We start from the raw sequence: 22,260 nt of genomic DNA, 5'->3' as shown, positions 1-22,260 counted from the left end.
GGTATAGATATTTGTATTCATTGCGGTTGCGAAATTAGAGCCAAAATTCATTCTGCCAAAATTATTTTCATGTACCTTCACTTTTAAATTGAAAATTATGATACGATCTGCAATTGCCGGTATTGGAATGTATGTACCAGAACAAGTAGTGACGAATAACGATTTGTTACAATACATGGATACCAGTGATGCCTGGATTCAGGAAAGAACCGGAATTAAAGAAAGAAGATTTGCCCATCGTACCAAAGAAACTACCACAACAATGGGTGTTGAGGCCGCTAAAATTGCTATTGAGCGCGCCGGCATAACCCCACAGGATATTGATTTTATTGTTTTTGCCACGCTTTCACCCGATTATTATTTCCCCGGATGCGGGGTATTGCTGCAACGCGCATTAAAAATGAAAGAAATTGGTGCATTAGATGTACGCAATCAATGCAGCGGCTTTGTATATGCGCTGAGTGTAGCCGATCAATTTATAAAAACCGGAATGTATAAAAATATATTAGTAGTGGGTTCGGAAAAGCACAGTTTTGGATTAGATTTTAGTACTCGTGGACGTAATGTAAGTGTAATTTTTGGTGACGGTGCCGGTGCTGTTGTGTTGCAACCTACTGAAGATGAAAATCGTGGAATTTTAAGCACACATCTGCATAGTGATGGGGAATCGGCTGAAATACTGGCTATGTATAACCCGGGTACACACGCTAATCATTGGGGTACTCAAAACTACGCAACTTTTGACGATGCCCCTATTGGCGAAATGTTTATGAGCCATGCCATGATTGACAATGCACAAAATTTTCCTTATATGGATGGTCCTGCTGTATTTAAAAAGGCAGTAGTAAAATTTCCTGAAGTTATTAAGGAAGCTTTGCAAGCTAATAACTATAAACCTGCCGATATTGATATGTTAATTCCCCATCAGGCCAATTTGCGTATTGCGCAATTTGTGCAACAGCAATTGGGCTTAACAGATGAAAAAGTATTTAACAATATTCAATACTATGGAAATACGACAGCGGCTTCAATACCCATAGCCCTTTGCGAAGCATGGGAACAGGGTAAAATACAAAAAGGTAATTTAGTTTGCTTGGCTGCTTTTGGCAGTGGTTTTACGTGGGCTAGTGCTTTGTTAAAATGGTAATTCATTATAATGGATGCCTGTTAATTTCTCTTTGTTAAATCCCATGTAATACTTGAAAGCATGTCACGTAAAATTTTATACTTAGTAAATCCAATTTCAGGTACTTCAAAAAAAGATGGAATTATACACTTAATTGAAAAAGAAACGAATGCAAGGAAAATAGCATTTGAAATTTTGCCTACTTCACCCATTGCAAACTATGATGTAGTGAAAGATAAAATTGAACATGAAGGTTTTACGGATGTAGTAATATCGGGTGGAGATGGTACTGTTAACCAAGTTACTCGTGCTTTGCGTCATTGCAAAGTAAATTTTGGTATTATACCATCAGGTTCAGGTAACGGTTTGGCCTTTGCGGCAAATATTCCAAAAAAAACGAAGGCTGCATTGTCCGTAATTTTTGAAGGAAAGCCCATGCCGGTTGATGCATTTACCATAAATCAACATTACTCTTGCATGTTAAGTGGGTTAGGCTTCGATGCTGAAGTGGCACATCGGTTTGCCATGAATTCAAAACGTGGTTTATTTACTTATACCAAAGAAAGTTTAATCAACTTTTTTAAAGCTCAGCCTTTTCAGTTTGAAGTTGTATTGAATGACTTTTCTTTTTTCACGGATGCATTTGCCATAACCATTGCCAATAGTAACCAATTTGGTAATAATTTAACCATAGCTCCTGCAGCCAGTTTAAATGACGGGCTGTTAGATATTGTAATTATTCAAAAAATGAATAAAGCAAAAATTCCATTTGCCTTATTAAAACAAATTAAAGGCAATAACCGGTTACAAGAATTGGTGAATGAGATTACCCATAAAAATGTTATTTATTTTCAAACCTCGGCTATTACAATACACAATTTAAAACATGCACCTTTGCACATTGATGGAGAGCCAATAGAAACAAGCGACTCGATTGTTGTAAATACTATTCCAAGTGCTTTTTCATTGATTCAGCCTAACAGGTTAAATTAATTTTTTATACATTTTTTTGCAAAAAAATGCAATTGCTTTGTTGATTATTTTTTATCTTACCGTATTGTTAACCTGCATTTTTTAAAGCGATGCCATTATTTAATCCATTTAGTCACTTATAATTAAATCAATATGAAAAAAGTATTAGTTGCTCTTGATTACAATCCTTCAGCCGAACAAATTGCCGAGAAAGCCAATGAGTTGGCACAATCTATGAATGCAGAATTATGCTTAGTACATGTAGTGGCCGATGCCAGTTATTATGCAGTAGATTATTCACCCATTATGGGATTTGGTGGTTTTAATACTGCGAATAATATTGAGATGGTAGATGAATTAAAAAAACAAGCTGAACATTTTTTAACCGCTGCTGCAAAACACTTAGGCAATAATAATATTAAAACAATGGTTTTGGAAGGCGATACTGCCTCTGCTATTTTAGATTATGCAGATGAGTATAATGCCGATGTAATAGTTTTAGGCTCGCATAGTTTAAGCGCAATAGATACTTTGTTGTTGGGGAATGTAGCTGCAAAAATTTTAAAACAAACCAAAAAGCCATTATATATTGTTCCCAGCAGTAAATAATTTAAAATAGATATATATGGCTGAAATAACCCTGCAAGAACAACTTCAACATTTCGGCACCAACATACAATCTGGCCTTACTAACGAACAGGTAAACGGCTTGCAGCAAAAGTATGGATGGAATGAAGTGAAAGAAAAGAAAACACCAGCTTATCTACTTTTCTTAAAACATTTTTGGGGTTTAACTGCCTGGATGCTTGAAGCTACAGTTATTGTTTCATTTTTATTACATCGAAATTTTGATGGATGGTTAATTGCAGGGTTATTGCTTTTTAATGGAATTGTTGGTTTTTGGCAGGAAATGCGTGCTGCAAAAACGGTAGAATCGTTAAAAGCAAAGCTTACTGTAACGGTTAGGGTTTTGCGTAATGGCGATTGGGTGAACTTGCCCTCAAAAGCTATTGTACCCGGCGATATTCTTCGCATTCGTACCGGTGATTTTTTAATAGCAGACATGTTGGTGATAAATGGACACTTACAGGTTGACAAATCTGCGTTAACCGGTGAATCTGCTTTAATTGACGCAAAAGAAAATGAAACCATTTATGCAGGGTCCATTGTTAAAAATGGTGAGTGTACTGCTTTGGTTATTGCTACTGCAACGAATACGCTGTTTGGGAAAACAGAAGGCTTAATCATGTCGGCCAAACATAAAATGCACATGGAAGAAGTGGTTGGGAAAGTAGTGCAAATTTTATTTTCAATTGTGGTAGTTGTATTGGGTATAACTGTGGTAAATGCATTATTGGGTGGTGAATCGTTTATAGCTACTTTGCCATTAATACTAATATTGTTAGTGTCTGCAGTACCTATTGGTTTACCGGCTATGTTTACCATTAGTATGGCTAAGGCTTCGCAAGAATTATCTGAAAAAGGGTTATTGGTTAGTCGATTAAGTGCTACGGAAGATGCTGCAACATTAACTACCTTGTGTATTGATAAAACGGGAACCATCACTGAAAATAAATTATCCTTACAAGATATTAAACCTACACCCAATTTTACTGATAAGGATGTTCTACTATATGGCACTTTAGCATCGGTTAAAGCGAATAATGATGCCATTGATGATGCTTTTTTTAATCGGTTGAGTAAAGAAGGCATAAGTTTATCGGATTATCAACAACAATCTTTTGTGCCATTTTCTGCGGCCAATAAAAGAACAGAAGCAACCATTCAGCATCATAATGAAACCTTTGTTATACTGAAAGGAGCTTATTTAACTATACAAGAATTATGTACTCATCCTGAGCATATATTAGATGAAACTGTTGATGCTTGGGCTACAAAAGGTTTTAAAACCATTGCAGTGGCCATTAAAAAAAACAATACAACTGAATTAGTAGGTATTGCTGCATTATATGACCCGCCACGTCCGGACTCGGCTGAAATGCTTGCTGCTATTAAACAACTAGGTGTTACGGTAAAAATGCTAACCGGCGATGCCCTTCCGGTTGCTAAGGAAATTGCATTACAGGCGGGCGTAGGTAAAAATATTGTTGCCATTAATGAGGTTAGGGGTATGTTACAGCAATCCGGATCCGTTATTGCTCAATATGATGGTTTTGCCGAAGTTTTGCCGGAGGATAAATACAATATTGTAAAAAGCTTACAACAGCAAAAACAAATAACCGGAATGACGGGTGATGGGGTGAATGATGCACCTGCTTTAAAACAAGCCGAGGTTGGAATTGCTGTAAGTTCTGCTACCGATGTGGCTAAGCAAGCTGCCAGTATTATTTTGTTACAAAACGGATTGAAACAAATTGTTGATTTATTAAGAGTAGGAAGAATAACCCATACCCGAATTGCAAACTACACCGTTAATAAAATTGCCAAAACTTTACAAACCATTTTGTTTGTATGCATTGCTTATTTGTTAACAAAAAAATTTGTTGTCGGCCCCATTGATATGGTATTGATGTTGTTTTTAATTGATTTTGTGGTTTTGGCATTGGCAACCGACAAAGTGCAATGGAGTAAACAACCGGCTAATTGGAATATAAAGCCAATGGTAATGAAAGGTTTTGTATTGGGTATTTTACTTTTTGCGGAATGCTTGTTTTGGTTTTTATGGGCTTCCCATCAGTTTAAAATCAGTAATGCGGAGCTTGCTCATTCTCTTGGTTTTGCTACACTTTTTTATTCAGGCATATGTGCAGTAATAACGGTGCGCACTAATGGGCGATTTTATAAAGAACCCATCAGTAAAACCTTACTATGGGTAATTATTGCCGATATTGTTTTGGTATTAATTTTATTGCCTATTGGCTTTACCGGATTTGCTGCTTTGCCCATTGTTCCTGCTGTATGTACACTGGCTTTCTTTTTATTTTGCAACTTAGTAATTAACGATTCAGTTAAAGTTATTTTGCTGAATTACTTTGCCAAGAAACAGCAGTCATGAAAAAAATATTAGTTGCTTTTTTGTAATCTAAGCATTATCACATCATGCCCACCCACTGTGTTGCTATATGGCTCATTGGTATTCCCTTCTGTAGTGTTGGTCCATAAATTTTTAATATTATAAATATTGGTTACTGCGTTTAGCGTAGCTTTTGATAATGTATCAACAATGGGGTGTTGTTTCCAATCCATACTAAATTTTACCGGTTTATTGCTTCTATTCAAAAAACAAACAGCCCAGTCACCATTTTGCAAAGGTTTTAACCAGGTTTCAACACTGTCTTTTTCTGTATATGCAAAACCTTCAATACCTAAAGGATCTTGGTCAACAGCAATTACATTTTTATTGGTTAACACATTTTTAGTGGCTTCAGTCATCTTTCTTAAGTCGTTTCCCGCCATTAAAGGTGCAGCCAACATGCACCACATTGAAAAATGAGCACGATTTTCCGCATCCGTTAAACCATTGCCCACTTCTAACATATCAGGATCATTCCAATGTCCGGGTCCTGCATATGCACGAAGCCCTTTTTGTAAATCAATAATTTTTAAAACACCTAAGGCTTGCCAGGTGCCCATGTTTTTAGTACCTGCAAAAACATTGGATATATCACCGGTAGTTCGCCATAAATGGCCAACATTGCTTGCCCATTCCCAGGGTTTGTTTTGTCCCCATTCACACAAACTAAAAACGATGGGGCGACCGGTAGCTGCCAAAGCCTTGCTCATGGTAGTGTAAGCTTCTTTAGCATTAATACCTTCTGTATTACACCAATCAAATTTTAAATAATCTACTCCGTGAGCTGCATAATAACGAGCATCTTGATATTCATACCCTCTGGTGCCGGGATAACCCGCACAGGTTTTTGTACCTGCACAATTGTATAAGCCAAATTTTAAACCTTTGGCATGTACATAATCTGCTACGGCTTTAATACCATGTGGAAATTTTTTGGGGTCGGCAACTAAATTTCCATCCTTGTCACGTTCCATGGCCATCCAACCATCATCCAGCACTAAGTACTCATAGCCTGCATCTTTCATGCCACTACTCACCATTATGTCTGCAATATCTTTTACCAGTTGCTCATTTATGTTGGTTGCAAAAGTGTTCCAACTATTCCAACCCATTGGCGGTGTTAGTGCCAGCCCTTGCATTTTTTGAGTATAAGCTTGCAAACAAGAGATTAATCCCAAAAAGAGTAGGTATTTTTTCATAATAATTCTTTTAAATATTATTCTGCAAGTATTGCTTCTATTTGCTTTAATTCTTCATTGCTAAAGCTATAATGCTTTAATGCCATTAATGAATCTGTTAATTGCTCCGGTTTACTAATGCCAACTATTACAGAAGTAATTCTTGGGTCTTTTAAAATCCATGCTAAAGCCATTTGTGCCAAGCTTTGGTTTCTTTGTTGTGCAACATTATTTAAAGCATTAATCTTTTTTATTAATTCAGGTGTAATGGCATTTTCTTCAATGGCTCCATTGCCTCTATGACTGGCTGCTCTGCTGTTTTCAGGAATGCCATTTAAATATTTGTTGGTTAATAATCCCTGTGCCAAGGGTGAGAATGCAATACAGCCAACTCCATTTTGTTCCAGTGTTTGTAATAATCCATCTTCAACCCAACGGTCAAGCATAGAATATTTTGGTTGGTGAATTAAACAGTGTGTACCCATTTTCGCAAGTATATCAACAGCTTTTTGTGTTGTTTCGGGGGGATAGCTGGAAATACCAACGTATAGGGCTTTGCCTTGTTGTACCATTAAATGTAAGGCAGCCATTGTTTCTTCTAAAGGAGTATTGGGGTCGGGCCGATGATGGTAAAAAATATCTACATAGTCCAAACCCATTCTTTTTAAACTTTGATCTAAGCTGGCTACTAAATATTTCTTTGAGCCATAATCACCATAAGGGCCTTCCCACATTTTCCAGCCCGCTTTGGTACTTATAATTAATTCGTCGCGATAAGGTAAAAAATCAGTCTTGAATATTTTTCCGAAATTACTTTCGGCAGCCCCCGGTGGAGGACCATAATTATTAGCTAAGTCGAAATGGGTAATACCATTGTCGAATGCTAAACGTAAAATACTTTGCGCATTTGATAAAGTATCAATGTCACCGAAATTATGCCATAAGCCTAACGATAAGGCAGGCAATAATATTCCACTTTTACCGCACCTACGATATTCCATTTGTTGGTAACGATTTTCATTAGGCAAGTAAGACATACGTATTGTTTTTATTTTAAAACTGATGTGTGAAAAATGTTAAACCGGTAAAACCTAAAGGTAAGATTCTGTATTTATTCACTACGAAAACAAACTAATTATTGACCTACATCAAATTGTTAACACCAATACACTTAGTTTTTTGTGATTCAGGGTTTTGTCAGTACCTTTTCTGCAATGTGAATTCCTAAATTGCTTGACAATGAAAAAAATGCTGATACTGCTTTTTGTTATTTTACAAACCAATGTAACAATAGCAAACCGGAATACCTTTTCAGAACATCCTACTTTACCGATTGGTGCACCGGCACCGGATTTTAAACTGCCTGCTACCGATGGTAAATGGTATTCATTATCATCGTTTAAAAATGCAAAAATATTAGTGGTAGTATTTACCTGTAATCATTGTCCCACTGCACAAGCTTATGAGGATAAAATTATTGCATTAACGAATCGATATAAAGACAAAGGCGTGGCCGTTGTTGCTATTATGCCCAACGATCCAAAATCAATTCGGTTAGATGAATTGGGTTATACAGATTTAAGTGATTCATTTGATGAAATGAAAATTAGGGCTGCGGAAAAGCATTTCAACTTCCCTTATTTGTATGATGGCGATAATCAAGAAGTTTCAAAAAAATATGGTCCAATAGCTACGCCCCATGTTTTTATTTTTGATGCAGAAAGGAAACTGCGGTATTCAGGGCGCGTAGATGATACAGAAAAGCCGGGGAAAACGCCAAAACATACCGATGCAGCTAATGCTATTGATGAAATACTTGCCGGTAAACCCGTTACCGTTAGTACAACAAAAGTGTTCGGCTGTTCCATAAAATGGGCTGAAAAAAGTAACTGGATTACTTTGGCTCAACAACAATGGGCAGCAGAACCGGTAAGTTTAAACGCCGTTTCTATTGATTCTATTAAAGCGCTATTAAAAAACACCTCTAATAAATTACGGTTAATTAATGTTTGGGCAACCTGGTGCGGACCTTGTGTAACTGAGTTCCCCGAATTCATTACTATGAATAGAATGTACCGTGGGCGCGATTTTGAGTTTGTTTCCATAAGTGCCGATGATCCTTCCAAACAAGCTAAAGCATTGGACTTTTTAAAATTGCAACAAGCTTCATGCAAAAATTATATACTCAATACAGATGATAAATATGCTTTAATAGATGCCATAGACCCCAAATGGCAAGGTGCTTTGCCTTACACTATTCTTGTTGAGCCGGGTGGTAAAATTGTATATGCCCATGAAGGTGCCATTGATCCTTCGACATTAAAAAAAATAATTGTTGATAATGCATATATTGGGCGTTACTATTAAACCAATTAACTTTTTGTAGTAAAAAAAATAGAATGGGAAAAATAATAAAATGGGGCATGTTAGGTTGCGGAAAAATTGCTGCAAAATTTGCTTCCGATTTAAAATTGGTAAAAGATGCTCAACTGAGTGCAGTAGCTGCTCGTTCTTTGTCATCTGCTGAAAGTTTTGCGAAAAACTTCAATGCTGATAAAGCTTATGGCAGTTATTTAGATTTAGTAAATGATGCAGCTATTGATGTAATATATGTTGCTACTCCGCATAGCTTTCATTTTGAACATACAATGTTATGTTTACAACATGGTAAAGCAGTATTGTGTGAAAAACCATTTGCAATCAATACCAAACAGGCCAAAGCCATGATTGCCTTGGCAAAGCAGCAAAAAGTGTTTTTAATGGAAGCTTTATGGACTAAGTTTTTGCCGCACTACCAACAATTAATGCAAATTATTGAAGAAGGTAAATTGGGTACTGTTCAAGCCGTATTAATTAATTTCGGATTTAAGCCTCAGTCCCCAGTGTCACCGCGTTTGTTTGAACCTGAGTTAGGTGGCGGAACATTATTAGATATCGGTATTTACAATGTGTTTATGGCATTAAGTGTACTAGGAAAACCTCAACATATTCAAGCAGCGATGATACCACATGCCCATTCATCTGTTGATGAACAATGTTCCATTTTATTTACTTACAAAAGTGGTGCAATGGCTCAATTGTTTTCATCTTTTACCACTACGTTACCTACTGAAGCAGAAATTGCAGGCACCAAGGCTTCCATTAAATTAACTTCCAGATTTTATGAACCCTCTGCTAAAATTTTGTACTACGACTTTTCAATTAAAGAGGCTGTTGAAATTGCAGTTGAAAAAACGGAAGGGTGGGGCTATCAATACGAAGCGCAGCATGTTACCAATTGTTTACAACAAGGGTTAACGGAAAGTCCGGTGATGACACATGAACTTACACTTACATTAATGGAAACACTTGATTCAATTAGAAGTATCGCGGGGATAAGCTATCCTCAAGATCAATAATCATCAAAAAGTAGTATTTCTATACATTTCCAATTTTCAGTTTGTAGCGTTGCTTTTTTGTAATATATTAGGATATATTTTTCACTAAAAAATCTTGTATGAAAAAATTATTAGGTGGGTTATTTTTAGTAATGGCCATGCTGATAATTGCTCCTTCACTGTCACAGGCGCAAACTACAGCAACCAAAACAACTAAACAAACCAAAACTCAAAAAGCAAAAGCAACTAAAACCAAAGCTGCAACACAAACAGCAGCACCTGCCACCCCTCCTGCTACAACTTCCAAACCAACTACTAAGCCTCCAAAAACCGTAACCAAAGCAGCTCCTTCAACAGCTGCAGCCGGTAATGACAAAGTAATTGGGAAAGATGATAAAGGCAGAACCATTTACGAAGGCAAGCGTGGAGGCCATTATTACATTAATTCAAATGGGAACAAAACCTACATTAAAAAGAATTAATGTATTTATTTATCACCGCACCATTATACTAAATATTTTGGTGCGGTGATGTTTTAATATTGTTCATACCAGTCAAAATATTTTTTTATAATATTTTCTTTTTCTGCCTGAATATGTTTCAATAAGGCCCTTCCAATGGCCGAATGTTTTTTCCCTTTCCGCCAAATTAGTTGCCAATTAGTAATTATTGGAAAGTTTTGCAATGGAATTATTTGCAAACTTTTGTTCATTAACTCATTCTTTATTCCAATTAATGGCATAATTGAGCTGCCCAAACCGGCTAATACGGCCTGCTTTACTGCTTCATTCGATGTTAATTCCATTTTTTGATGTACCGTTATATTTTTTTCAGCAAAAAAACTTTCCATCGTCAATCGGGTACCGCTACCTTGTTCTCTGAAAATTAAAGGTATTTTTTCCAGTAATGAAAGTGAATGTTTTTTGGCCGGGAATATTTGTTGTGTATTATTAATTAAATACAATTTGTTTTTTAGTAATGGAATATTTTCTATTGCCATGTTTTCGGGTAAAACGGAAACCATGGCAAAATCAATGTCATTATTTTCCAAACTTTCTAACACTTTTGCTTTGTTGGTTACATCAAGGCTTAGCGCAATTCCGGGATGTTGTTGTAAAAACCCTTCCAGAAAATAAGGTATAACATATATGCCCGTAGAAACAGCAGCTATTTTTAATTTGCCACTTAATAAGCCTTTGTATTCTTGCGTTTTATAATCAATGGCTTGTACCTCGTTCAAAATATTATTCGCTGCTGCTGCAATTTCTTTTCCGAATTCTGTAACGTATAGTTTCCGCCCAATTATTTCGGTTAAGGGTAATTCAAATTGATCTTGTAAGTTTTTTAATTGAATAGAAACAGCAGGTTGGGTTAAATTTAATTCTTCTGCAGCCTTGGTAATACTTTCTGTTTTGGCAATTGTTGTAAAAACCAATAGTTGATGTAAAGTGTAATTCATAAATTATTTTAATCAATTTCATTATAAAGATAAATGAAACACAATGATATAACGGCAATACTTTTGCGCCGAAATTAATTTTTATGAAAACAATTACAATAGCGAAAGGCGATGGTATAGGTCCGGAAATAATGGATGCAACCTTAAAAATTATTAAAGCTTCGGGTGCGGCTGTTCAATTTGATGAAATTATGGTGGGTGAGAAAGTGTACTTATCCGGAAATACTTCCGGAATTCAGCCGCAGGCATGGCAAAGTATTTTAACCAATAAAGTTTTGTTAAAGGCACCCATTACAACACCGCAAGGCGGCGGTTACAAAAGTTTAAACGTTAGCATTAGAAAAACATTGGGATTATTTGCCAATGTACGTCCTTGTAAAAGTTTACATCCCTTTGTTTCTACCTTACATCCAAACATGGATGTAGTTATTATACGTGAAAATGAAGAAGATTTATATGGAGGAATTGAACATCAGCAAACAGATGAAGTTGTTCAATGCTTGAAATTGATTTCACGTCCGGGCTGTGAGCGTATTATACGTTATGCATTTGAGTATGCTAAAGCATATGGAAGAAAAAAAGTAGCTTGTTTTGTAAAAGATAATATTATGAAACAAACAGACGGTTTGTTTCATAAAGTGTTTGATGAAATATCAAAAGAATATCCTTCCATTGAAAGTAAACATTTAATAGTGGATATTGGTGCTGCTCGTTTAGCTAACCAACCAGAATTGTTTGATGTAATTGTGATGCCGAATTTATACGGAGATATATTATCTGACGTAGCTGCTGAAATAACCGGTTCGGTTGGATTGGCCGGTTCAGCTAATATTGGTAGTTCTTGTGCGATGTTTGAGGCCATTCATGGCTCAGCACCCGATATTGCAGGAAAAAATATGGCTAACCCATCCGGTTTAATTCAAGCTGCTGTTTTAATGTTAAATCATATTGGCGAAAATGAAGCCGCCTCTTCTATTCAAAATGCGTGGTTAACCACCATTGAAGATGGTATTCATACAGCAGATATTCATAAGCCGGGGATTAGTAAACAGTTAGTTGGAACGAAAGAGTTTGGTGAGGCAGTGATTGAAAGATTAGGTAAGCAACCCGTTCAATTACCTAAGGTACATTACACCAATGGCATTACGTTATCAATTCCTCCTTATAAGCGGAAGGCTCCTGCTGAAAAGCAATTAACCGGAATTGATGTTTTTGTTGATTGGAAAGGCAGCCATGCTGAAGAATTAGCGAAGCAATTACAAACTTTAAATACACCCGAACTAACTTTAACCATGATTACCAATCGGGGAACAAAGGTTTGGCCAAATGGCTTTGATGAAACTTTTTGTACCGACCATTGGCGTTGTCGATTTTACGCGGCTCCTAATACCAAATTGGATAAAAAACATGTTCTGCAACTACTATTTTCTGCCAATGAAGCAGGTATAGATGTTATTAAAACAGAAAACTTATACACGTTTAACGGAGTTCGCGCCTTTTCGTTAGGGCAGGGGGAATAGATAAAATTCAATCCATAAATATTAAAGCAATCCTAGTTATAAGGATTGCTTTTTTTTATATATCTACTACGAACATTTGTTAGTATTTAAAAAAGGGCTTATTTTTTGAATAAATTTTAAAAAACTATCCATTTGTCTGTAAAATTTACGAATTTTACACTCCTCCGTCATGGGGGATGTAGTTTTTAAAAATTTTTTTTCATGTCGAACACACCATCTACATTGTTTGATAAAGTATGGGATGCACATGTGGTGCAACACATTGATAATGGTCCCGATGTACTTTTTATTGATCGTCATTTTATTCATGAAGTAACCAGTCCGGTTGCTTTTTTAGGATTAAAAAATCGCGGACTTTCTGTAATGTTTCCCGATAAAACTTTTGCTACCGCCGATCATAACACTCCTACCATCCATCAAGATCAGCCTGTAAAAGATCCTTTGTCAGCTAATCAATTAAAAGCATTAGAAGAAAATACTGCAAAGTATGGCATTTCACATTGGGGTTTGGGAAATCCTAAAAATGGTATTGTGCATGTGGTAGGCCCCGAAAATGGTATTACGTTACCCGGTATGACCATTGTATGTGGTGATTCACACACCTCAACTCACGGTGCATTTGGATGTATTGCATTTGGTATTGGTACTTCCGAAGTTGAAATGGTACTTTCCTCTCAATGCATTATGCAACCTAAGCCAAAAAAAATGCGTATTCATGTGAATGGAGAATTGGGGAAAGGAGTTTTGCCGAAAGATGTGGTTTTATATATCATTTCTCAAATAACTGCCAGTGGCGCTACAGGATATTTTGTTGAATATGCCGGCGATGTTTTCCAAAATATGAGTATGGAAGGTCGTATGACGGTTTGCAACATGTCAATAGAAATGGGAGCCCGCGGAGGAATGGTTGCACCTGACGATACCACATTTGCGTATTTAAAAGGTAGAGAAAAAGCACCCAAAGGTGCTGCTTGGGATTCAGCATTAGCTTATTGGAAAACACTGAAAACTGATGAAGGTGCTGTTTTCGACAAAGAATTATATTTCAATGCTGCCGATATTGAGCCTCAAATTACCTATGGTACCAATCCGGGTTTAGGTACCGGTATTTCTAAAAAAATTCCTGCCGCTTCACAAATGGGTGGTAGTGAGGCATCTTACAAAAAATCTTTAGAATACATGGGCTTTCAAGAAAACGAAGCCATTTTGGGAAAAAAAGTGGATTACGTTTTTTTAGGCAGTTGTACCAACGGGCGTATTGAAGATTTTCGCGCCTTTGCAACAATTGTAAAAGGCAGAAAAAAAGCAGAGCATATTACTGCGTGGCTCGTACCCGGTTCGCGTATTGTAGAACAACAAATTAAAGAAGAAGGTATTTTAGATATTTTAACTGAAGCTGGTTTTCAATTGCGGCAGCCCGGTTGTAGCGCATGCTTAGCTATGAATGATGATAAAATACCTGCAGGAAAATATGCGGTTAGTACCAGTAATAGAAATTTTGAAGGACGGCAAGGCCCCGGTAGCCGCACGCTTTTAGCCAGCCCTTTGGTAGCTGCTGCAGCTGCCGTTACCGGTGTTGTAACTGATCCAAGAACTTTAATGCAATAATTTGAATTTAATTTTATGGCTTACGATAAATTTTCTGTTTTAAAAAGTACCGCAGTTCCCATGCCTATGGAGAACATTGATACAGACCAAATTATACCTGCACGTTTTTTGAAAGCTACTGAGCGCAAAGGTTTTGGCGATAATTTGTTTCGCGACTGGCGTTATAATGCCGATAATACACCTAAAAAAGATTTTGTTTTGAATAATCCTATTTATTCAGGAAAAATTTTAGTAGGGGGTAAAAACTTTGGTAGTGGCAGTAGCCGCGAACACGCTGCTTGGGCTATTTACGATTATGGTTTCCGTTGTGTAGTTTCCAGTTTTTTTGCTGATATTTTTAAAAATAATTCTCTAAACATCGGTATTCTTCCTGTACAAGTAAGCCCCGAATTTTTACAAGCTGTTTTTACGGCAATTGAAGCAAATCCTGCTACTGAATTCGAAGTGCATCTTCCCAATCAAACTTTTACTATTCTTTCAACCGGTGAAAAGTATTCATTTGAAATTAATGCATATAAAAAACATAATTTGTTAAATGGGTTTGATGATATTGATTATCTGCAATCTATAAAACCTGCCATTCAAGCGTTTTCAGAAAAAAGTTTTTATTAATTGCCAATACACCAAGTGCTTTCACCCTAGCACAAAATGTACAAACTTATGCATGAAGAAAAAACACAATACATTGAAATTATGGATACTACCCTGCGTGATGGGGAGCAAACCAGTAGTGTTGCATTTTCAGCATTAGAAAAATTAACCATTGCTCAATTGCTTTTAACGGAAGTAAAAGTTGATAGAATTGAAATTGCTTCTGCAAGGGTTTCGGAAGGAGAGTTTTTGGCCGTTAAAAAAATTACACAATGGGCTGCAGAAAATAATTGTTTACATAAAATAGAAGTACTCACTTTTGTTGATGGCGATACTTCTGTTAATTGGATGTTACAAGCTGGAGCCAAAGTAATGAATTTACTTACGAAAGGCTCATTAAATCATTTAACGCATCAACTTAAAAAAACGCCTCAACAACATTTTGCTGAAATTGCTTCCGTAATTCAATTAGCACGCAATAACGATATTGAATGTAACGTGTATTTGGAAGATTGGAGCAATGGTATGCGGCATTCAAAATCTTATGTATTTGAATACCTTGATTTCTTAGTGCAGCAACCTGTGAAGCGCATTTTATTGCCCGATACATTAGGCATTTTAACGCCCTCTGAAACTTTTGAATATATTTCGTCAATTGTACAACGTTATCCTAATATTCATTTCGATTTTCATGCACACAACGATTATGATTTAAGCATTGCCAATGTTTTAGAAGCTGTTAAAGCCGGAGCAAAAGGTTTACATTTAACAGTTAATGGCATGGGTGAACGGGCGGGTAATGCACCTTTGGCCAGTGCTATTGCCGTGTTAAACGATTACGCCAAAAATGTTAAAACCAATGTGGTTGAAAAATCATTATATACCATTAGCAAATTAGTGGAAACTTTTTCCGGTTTCAGAATTCCTGCAAACAAACCGGTTGTGGGTGAAAATGTATTTACACAAACGGCGGGTATTCATGCCGACGGTGATAAAAAAAATAATTTATATTTTAATGATTTATTGCCCGAACGTTTTGGTCGTCAACGCCGGTATGCATTAGGCAAAACAAGTGGAAAAGCCAACATTGAAAATAACTTACAGCAGTTGGGCATTCAATTATCTGAAGAAGATTTAAAAAAAGTTACCCAACGCATCATTGAACTTGGCGATAAGAAGGAAGTTGTAACACAATCAGATCTACCCTATATTTTGTCCGATGTATTGGATAGTAATTCCATAGAAGAACGAGTGCATATTGAAAACTATGTGCTTACACACTCAAAAAATCTTCGTCCCTCTGTAACACTTAAAATTAACATGGATGGGGAAATTTTTGAACAACATGCACAAGGTGATGGTCAGTATGATGCATTTATGAATGCACTAAAAACTATCTATGCGCTAAAAAAAAGAGAATTACCTCAATTAACCGACTATGAAGTTCGCATACCGCCCGGAGGAAAATCCGACGCATTGTGCGAAACCATTATTACTTGGTTCTATCAAAACAGAGAATTTAAAACCAGAGGATTAGATAGCGATCAAACCGTTTCTGCTATTAAAGCCACACAAAAAATGTTGAATCAGATTTAAAGTTTATACGCAATGGCTAATAAAAAAATTTTAGTAGTGCCCGGTGATGGCATAGGAAAAGAAGTTACAGCAGTAGGAAAGTTAGTTTTAGATGCTATTGCACAAAAATACCATCATCAATTTAGTTATGATACTGCTTTAATTGGGCATGTAGCTATTGAAGCTACCGGTACCCCATTGCCGGATGAATCGCTTACAAAAATGAAACAAAGCGATGCAGTGCTTTTTGGTGCTGTTGGCCATCCTAAGTATGATAATGACCCCACAGCTAAAGTTAGACCTGAACAGGGTTTACTAAAAATGCGTAAGGAACTGGGTTTATATGCCAATATTCGTCCCATAAAATTATTTGATGAATTATTAGATGCTTCCAGTATTAAACCTGAGATTTTAAAAGGTGCCGATATTTTGTTTTTTCGTGAATTAACCGGGGATATTTATTTTGGTGAAAAAGGCAGAAAGAACAATGGTAATACCGCATTCGATGTTGCTGAATATAGCCGATATGAAATTGAACGAATTGCGCGTAAAGCATTTGAGGCTGCACGTACCAGAAGAAAAAAATTATGTTCGGTTGATAAAGCCAATGTTATTGAAACCAGTCGCCTTTGGCGTGAAGTAGTGCAGCAAGTAGCATTAGATTATCCTGATGTTACAGTTGAGCATCAATTTGTAGATGCTACTGCCATGCTGTTAATTAAAGAACCTACTCGTTTTGATGTTGTTGTAACGGCTAATTTGTTTGGGGATATATTAACCGATGAAGCTTCACAAATTGCCGGTTCTATGGGTATGTTGGCCTCTGCTTCCATTGGCGATGGAACCGGTGTGTATGAACCCATTCATGGTTCGGCACATGATATAACCGGTAAAGGTGTAGCCAATCCTTTAGCATCTATATTATCGGTTGCATTAATGTTGGATATTAGTTTTGGTTTAACAACGGAATCGAATGCGGTAATTGCCGCTGTAGATGCAGTTTTAAAAGCAGGTTATCGTACCCGTGATATTGCTAATTCATCTACACAGGCCGCAAATATTGTTGGTACTGAGCAGATGGGACAATTAGTATTAGCGTATTTGAAGTAGTTTTTATTTCATCTAGTTAACGTACTGCATTTATTTTGTTGTCATTTTTTTAAGAACTAGTAAAACTACATATGATTAAACTTTGTAGTTGGTTAAAAATTTCACCCACACCAACACATTTTGCATTTCATTGTTTTTAATGGCAGCTTTATGTTGTATGCCTTCTAAAAAGAAGCCATTTTTTTGAAGTACTTTAACAGAAGCCACATTTTTTTCAAAAACGTAAGCCTCAATTCTATAAAACTTTTGTTGTTGCTGTATTAACTGTAATAGTTGCTCAACTGCTTTTGTTGCAATTTGTTTCCCCCAAAATACTTCCCCAATAAAATAACCTATTTCGGCAATGTGCCTCCGTTCATTTTCCTGGGGTACATAACCAATACTACCTGCCAATTCATTATTATACCAGATGGCAAAATTTGTGGCTTTGCTTGTTTGTAAATGCGCATCAATCCATTTCAATGCATCAGTAAGTGTATAAGGCTGCGGAAATGAATCGCGCACCTGCATAAATATTTTTTTATTATCTGCTATATTGGCTAATGCAGCAGCATCATTTTTGTTCCAGGGTTTTAATGTAACACTTGCGTTTTCGTTAATATGGGTTACTTGTTTTGTCAAGAACAGAAGGTTTAAATATTAAGGATGGTTGGGTGTTTCAATTTTGCGGGTTAAATATTGCGTATAGTCGGGAATAGCTAATTCATAGGTTTCATGCATAAAGGGCGAAGTCATTAAAAAATCTGCCGTTGCTCTGTCACAGGCCATGGGTATATTCCATGCTACACATAAACGCAATAAAGCTTTTACATCGCTATCGTGTGGTTGCGCTTCCATGGGATCCCAGAAAAATATCATGATGTCAATTTCCCCTGTAGCAATCATGCTTCCAATTTGTTGATCGCCTCCCAATGGACCACTCAATAATTTTTTTACCGGACGATCTAATGCCGCTTCAATCAATTTTCCTGTGGTTCCGGTTGAAATAAGTTCATGTTTTGCTAAAACTTCTTTATTGTATTCGGCCCACGCTATTAAATCACTTTTTTTATTATCATGTGCTACCAAAGCAATTCTTTTTCTTTTTGCCAATAACCGAAAATTTGCCATACGTTTGATTGAATGTTTGAGCTATGAAGATACAATTTGCCGAGAAGAAATAATGTACACAAATAAAAAAGCCATCCTTCAAACGAAAGACGGCTTTACACTTACTAACCTGTTAAATCCAAAAAACTTATGCTTTTGCTGCCACAGTTTCTACAGCACTGTTGGCTTCTAAAATTTTTGCTCTAATTTTTCCTTCAATTTCATTAGCCAATTCGGGATTGTCTTGCAATAATTGTTTCACTGCATCGCGACCCTGACCTAATTTGTTGTTATCATAACTAAACCAACTACCGCTTTTTTGTACAATTCCCAATTCAACACCCATATCAATTATTTCACCAATCTTACTAATACCTTGTCCAAAAATTATATCAAATTCAGCGGAACGGAAAGGTGGGGCTACTTTGTTTTTAACCACTTTTACTTTTACCCTGTTACCAATTGCTTCATCGCCATCTTTTATTTGCGCAATGCGGCGTATATCTAAACGAACGGATGAATAAAATTTTAAAGCATTACCACCGGTTGTTGTTTCCGGATTGCCAAACATTACTCCAATTTTTTCGCGCAATTGGTTAATAAAAATACAAACGGTATTGGTTTTGCTAATGGTGGCCGTTAGTTTTCGCAAGGCTTGGCTCATTAAACGGGCTTGTAAACCCATTTTGCTGTCGCCCATTTCACCTTCTAATTCGCCTTTAGGCACCAAGGCTGCAACAGAGTCAATAACCACAACATCTAAGGCACCGGAAAGGATTAATCGATCTGCTATTTCTAAAGCTTGTTCTCCATAATCCGGTTGTGATATTAAAAGATTGTCAACATCAACACCTAATTTTTGCGCATAATTACTGTCAAATGCATGTTCTGCATCTATAATGGCACAAATGCCTCCTTTCTTTTGCGCTTCAGCAATTACATGGGTGGCAATAGTGGTTTTACCGGATGACTCAGGTCCATATATTTCAATTACTCTTCCCTTCGGTAATCCGCCAATGCCTAAGGCAATATCTAAACCAATTGAACCGGTTGAAATTACTTCATTCAATCGTTCCGGTTTTTCATTCATCATCATAACACTTCCCTTGCCATAATCCTTGTCAATCTTGTCTATAGTAAGTTTCAGTGCTTTCAGTTTATCTGCATTACTCATATCAATTATTTTCTTCCAAAATTAATAATGCCACGAAGTTAAGGAAATAAAATTACGCACACTAATATTTTTAGCAAATTTTGCTAAAAATATTATTTAATTATTTTGTCCGGGTTAAAAATTGTGCTTGTATAAATAAAACTTCCGCCGTATTTTACTATTCTTCAATCAACTCAAAACCTGCATAGCCATCCATTTACCCTAAAACATCCTGTCATGAAAAAAATACTTATTTGGGTTGGGGCTTTGTTGCTGCTAATGATAGCTGCAGTGTTTATTTACCTGCAATATGTATTGCCTAATGTTGGCAATGCCCCTGAATTAACAGTTGATATTACTCCACAGCGCGTTCAGCATGGTGCTTATTTGGCCAATCATGTTACGGTTTGTATGGATTGTCATTCCACCCGTAACTGGAAAAAATATACCGGTCCCATTACTCCGGGTACAGAGGGTAAGGGCGGAGAATATTTTGGTGAAGAACTTGGCTTTCCGGGCAAGTTTTATTCAAAAAACATAACACCCGCTAATTTAAGTACCTGGACCGATGGTGAAATTTATCGGGTAATTACCACCGGTGTTGATAAAAACGGACATGCCATTTTTCCGGTAATGCCTTACCCATATTATGGCAATATGGATAAAGAAGATGTATTGGATATCATTGCTTATATACGTTCACTGCACCCCATTCAAAATGTTATTCCACCTCGTTCCATTCAATTCCCCATGAATTTAATTTTAAACACTATTCCCCAAAAAGCAGTGCCCATGGCCAAACCTAAGCCCTCCGATACTATAGCTTATGGTAACTACTTGGTAAGTATTGCTGCTTGTATGGAATGCCATACCATGCAAGAAAAAGGTAACTTAATAAAGGATATGGCTTTTGCCGGAGGCCGATTGTTTAAAATGCCCAATGGTAATGTTTACTCAGCCAATATTACGCCCGATAAAGAAACCGGTATTGGTAATTGGACTCGGGAAAGTTTTATTGCCCGATTCAAAACCTATAGCGATACTGCAAATTTAGAAACCATGACAGATAAGAAAATAAATACCATTATGCCATGGTCTATGTATGGCGGAATGGATACAAATGATTTGTCCGCAATTTACGCTTATCTTAAAACACTAAAGCCGTTGAAAAATAAGGTACAACATTTTGAAATAATAACTATGAAATAGCTTTTTCAAAAAAATGTTCCATGGAATATTATCTTGTCAAAAATTGAATTGAATTAAAATTAAATGTATGGTCATTTCATTGATTCTTTAATACAGCTTTTTCGTCCGTTCATCCTTCATTTGTCCACTGCCGGGTAATTTTGGTTATATTAGCAACCAAACTTCAACCCGCTGTTTCAATGATAAAACCAATTGTTTGTGCCATTGCCGGCTTTAGTTTTGCATTATTGGCTTGCCATACGAAAAAGGGAAAAAACACTGCTAAGGCAACCAGTGCTTCCATACCCGTAGTAGATGTTTTAATTGCTACCCCACAATCTATTGTTTCTCAAATTGAAGCAAATGGTACCGTAGTAGCCAATGAATATGTTGAGTTAAGGCCTGAAGTAAGTGGTCGATTAACATATTTAAATGTGCCGGAAGGAAAACCGGTAACCAAAGGAACAGTGGTTGCTACAATTAATGATGCCGATTTACAAGCTCAGTTGGCTAAATTAAAAGTACAATTGCAGTTGGCCGAAATTACGGAGCAACGGAATAAAAAACTACTTAATATAAATGGTATCAATCAGAGTGATTATGATGCATCGCTCAATCAAGTAAAAAGTATTCAAGCCGATATTGCTTATACCCAGTCATTAATTGATAAAACCATTATAAAAGCACCTTTCGATGGCACAATGGGTTTGCGACAGGTTAGCCCTGGTGCTTATGTTACTCCGGCATCAGTTATTGCTACTTTGCAACAATTAAATCGTTTAAAAATTGATTTTACCATGCCTGAGGAATATGCTCGCTATATTCGCAAAGGCAATACCGTTATTGTTAAAAGCGATGCTGCAGAGAAATCTACTCAAAAAGCAACCATTATTGCTGCAGAACCTCAAATAAATACCGCCACTCGCAATATTAAAGTTCGTGCCTTGTTGGAAGAAGGAGGTGTTAATCCGGGTGCATTTGTGAAAGTAATTGTAGCTACCAATAATGATAAAAAAGCTATTTTGGTGCCTACGAATGCATTAATTCCCGACGATAAAAATAAGCAAGCGGTATTGGTAAAAAATGGGAAAGCTTTTTTTGTAAATGTAGAAACAGGCGTTCGGCAAGCAGATGCCGTTGAGGTTGTAAAAGGCATTCAAAAAGGCGATACGGTGGTAGTTACGGGTGTGTTGTTCGCAAGGCCACAAAATGCTGTTCAGGTAAGAAGTGTGAAGCAATTGTCCGAATTTTCCAATTAATGGTATTGTATTCCAAAACGT

At 36.6% G+C, this 22,260-nt stretch carries 20 protein-coding genes; 14 read left to right on the top strand and 6 right to left on the bottom strand.

Annotation, left to right across the window (positions count from 1 at the left end; all coding sequences use genetic code 11):
- Positions 1–97: 97 nt before the first annotated feature.
- The 4 genes from LX80_RS07340 (at position 98) to LX80_RS07325 (ending at position 5,114) form a co-directional block, all read left to right on the top strand.
- On the top strand, positions 98–1,147 hold the full coding sequence (locus LX80_RS07340) for a 3-oxoacyl-ACP synthase III family protein (RefSeq protein WP_111294798.1): 1,050 nt from the start codon (positions 98–100) through the stop codon (positions 1,145–1,147).
- 60 nt (positions 1,148–1,207) lie between these two features.
- On the top strand, positions 1,208–2,119 hold the full coding sequence (locus LX80_RS07335) for a diacylglycerol/lipid kinase family protein (protein ID WP_111294796.1): 912 nt from the start codon (positions 1,208–1,210) through the stop codon (positions 2,117–2,119).
- A gap of 132 nt (positions 2,120–2,251) precedes the next feature.
- The gene (locus LX80_RS07330) at positions 2,252–2,707 is read left to right on the top strand and encodes a universal stress protein (RefSeq protein WP_111294794.1); all 456 of its coding nucleotides are present in this window, start codon (positions 2,252–2,254) and stop codon (positions 2,705–2,707) included.
- A gap of 16 nt (positions 2,708–2,723) precedes the next feature.
- Complete coding sequence (locus LX80_RS07325) at positions 2,724–5,114, top strand: plasma-membrane proton-efflux P-type ATPase (RefSeq protein WP_111294792.1); 2,391 nt, start codon at positions 2,724–2,726, stop codon at positions 5,112–5,114.
- Positions 5,115–5,122: 8 nt separating this feature from the next.
- On the opposite strand, the gene LX80_RS07320 is transcribed toward LX80_RS07325, so the two are convergent.
- Both LX80_RS07320 and mgrA read right to left on the bottom strand, forming a co-directional pair.
- On the bottom strand, positions 5,123–6,331 hold the full coding sequence (locus LX80_RS07320; protein WP_111294790.1) for a glycoside hydrolase family 27 protein: 1,209 nt from the start codon (positions 6,329–6,331) through the stop codon (positions 5,123–5,125).
- A 17-nt stretch (positions 6,332–6,348) separates the two neighbouring features.
- Positions 6,349–7,347, bottom strand: coding sequence for an L-glyceraldehyde 3-phosphate reductase (gene mgrA, locus LX80_RS07315; protein ID WP_111294788.1), 999 nt, complete (start codon positions 7,345–7,347; stop codon positions 6,349–6,351).
- 202 nt (positions 7,348–7,549) lie between these two features.
- Here mgrA and LX80_RS07310 point away from each other — a divergent pair, with 202 nt between their 5' ends.
- From LX80_RS07310 to LX80_RS07300, 3 genes are all read left to right on the top strand, one after another.
- Positions 7,550–8,677 (top strand): redoxin family protein, encoded by a 1,128-nt coding sequence (locus LX80_RS07310; protein WP_111294786.1) that lies wholly within the window; start codon positions 7,550–7,552, stop codon positions 8,675–8,677.
- Positions 8,678–8,709: 32 nt separating this feature from the next.
- On the top strand, positions 8,710–9,708 hold the full coding sequence (locus LX80_RS07305) for a Gfo/Idh/MocA family protein (RefSeq protein WP_111294784.1): 999 nt from the start codon (positions 8,710–8,712) through the stop codon (positions 9,706–9,708).
- Positions 9,709–9,806: 98 nt separating this feature from the next.
- Entirely contained in the window at positions 9,807–10,169 is a 363-nt protein-coding gene (locus LX80_RS07300) for a hypothetical protein (protein ID WP_111294782.1), read from the top strand.
- 53 nt (positions 10,170–10,222) lie between these two features.
- On the opposite strand, the gene LX80_RS07295 is transcribed toward LX80_RS07300, so the two are convergent.
- The gene (locus tag LX80_RS07295) at positions 10,223–11,146 is read right to left on the bottom strand and encodes a LysR family transcriptional regulator (RefSeq protein WP_111294780.1); all 924 of its coding nucleotides are present in this window, start codon (positions 11,144–11,146) and stop codon (positions 10,223–10,225) included.
- 83 nt (positions 11,147–11,229) lie between these two features.
- Here LX80_RS07295 and LX80_RS07290 point away from each other — a divergent pair, with 83 nt between their 5' ends.
- From LX80_RS07290 to leuB, 5 genes are all read left to right on the top strand, one after another.
- Positions 11,230–12,666, top strand: a complete 1,437-nt coding sequence (locus tag LX80_RS07290) for an NADP-dependent isocitrate dehydrogenase (protein WP_111294778.1) — start codon at positions 11,230–11,232, stop codon at positions 12,664–12,666.
- A 201-nt stretch (positions 12,667–12,867) separates the two neighbouring features.
- On the top strand, positions 12,868–14,274 hold the full coding sequence (gene leuC / locus LX80_RS07285) for a 3-isopropylmalate dehydratase large subunit (protein ID WP_111294776.1): 1,407 nt from the start codon (positions 12,868–12,870) through the stop codon (positions 14,272–14,274).
- Between the two features lie 15 nt (positions 14,275–14,289).
- Positions 14,290–14,886: a 3-isopropylmalate dehydratase small subunit gene (gene leuD, locus LX80_RS07280; RefSeq protein ID WP_111294774.1), complete on the top strand. Its 597-nt coding sequence runs from the start codon at positions 14,290–14,292 to the stop codon at positions 14,884–14,886.
- Between the two features lie 48 nt (positions 14,887–14,934).
- Positions 14,935–16,461: an alpha-isopropylmalate synthase regulatory domain-containing protein gene (locus tag LX80_RS07275; protein ID WP_111295153.1), complete on the top strand. Its 1,527-nt coding sequence runs from the start codon at positions 14,935–14,937 to the stop codon at positions 16,459–16,461.
- A 12-nt stretch (positions 16,462–16,473) separates the two neighbouring features.
- Entirely contained in the window at positions 16,474–17,550 is a 1,077-nt protein-coding gene (leuB, locus tag LX80_RS07270) for a 3-isopropylmalate dehydrogenase (RefSeq protein ID WP_111294772.1), read from the top strand.
- A 75-nt stretch (positions 17,551–17,625) separates the two neighbouring features.
- Here the strand turns inward: leuB and LX80_RS07265 are convergent, their stop codons facing one another.
- The 3 genes from LX80_RS07265 to recA form a co-directional block, all read right to left on the bottom strand.
- Positions 17,626–18,171, bottom strand: coding sequence for a GNAT family N-acetyltransferase (locus LX80_RS07265; RefSeq protein ID WP_170120401.1), 546 nt, complete (start codon positions 18,169–18,171; stop codon positions 17,626–17,628).
- Positions 18,172–18,189: 18 nt separating this feature from the next.
- Positions 18,190–18,660 (bottom strand): methylglyoxal synthase, encoded by a 471-nt coding sequence (locus LX80_RS07260; RefSeq protein ID WP_111294768.1) that lies wholly within the window; start codon positions 18,658–18,660, stop codon positions 18,190–18,192.
- A 127-nt stretch (positions 18,661–18,787) separates the two neighbouring features.
- Entirely contained in the window at positions 18,788–19,813 is a 1,026-nt protein-coding gene (recA, locus tag LX80_RS07255) for a recombinase RecA (RefSeq protein WP_111294766.1), read from the bottom strand.
- Between the two features lie 216 nt (positions 19,814–20,029).
- Here recA and LX80_RS07250 point away from each other — a divergent pair, with 216 nt between their 5' ends.
- Positions 20,030–21,001, top strand: coding sequence for a c-type cytochrome (locus LX80_RS07250; protein ID WP_111294764.1), 972 nt, complete (start codon positions 20,030–20,032; stop codon positions 20,999–21,001).
- A 179-nt stretch (positions 21,002–21,180) separates the two neighbouring features.
- Positions 21,181–22,239 carry an efflux RND transporter periplasmic adaptor subunit gene (locus LX80_RS07245; RefSeq protein ID WP_111295151.1) on the top strand — a complete coding sequence of 353 codons (1,059 nt, stop codon included), beginning with the start codon at positions 21,181–21,183 and terminating at the stop codon, positions 22,237–22,239.
- Positions 22,240–22,260 lie beyond the last annotated feature (21 nt).

Origin of the sequence: Hydrotalea sandarakina (assembly GCF_003254115.1) — a bacterium.
Taxonomy (GTDB): domain Bacteria; phylum Bacteroidota; class Bacteroidia; order Chitinophagales; family Chitinophagaceae; genus Hydrotalea; species Hydrotalea sandarakina.
The sequence above is the reverse complement of the archived record's forward strand: the minus strand, read 5'-3'. Positions and strand labels throughout refer to the sequence as shown.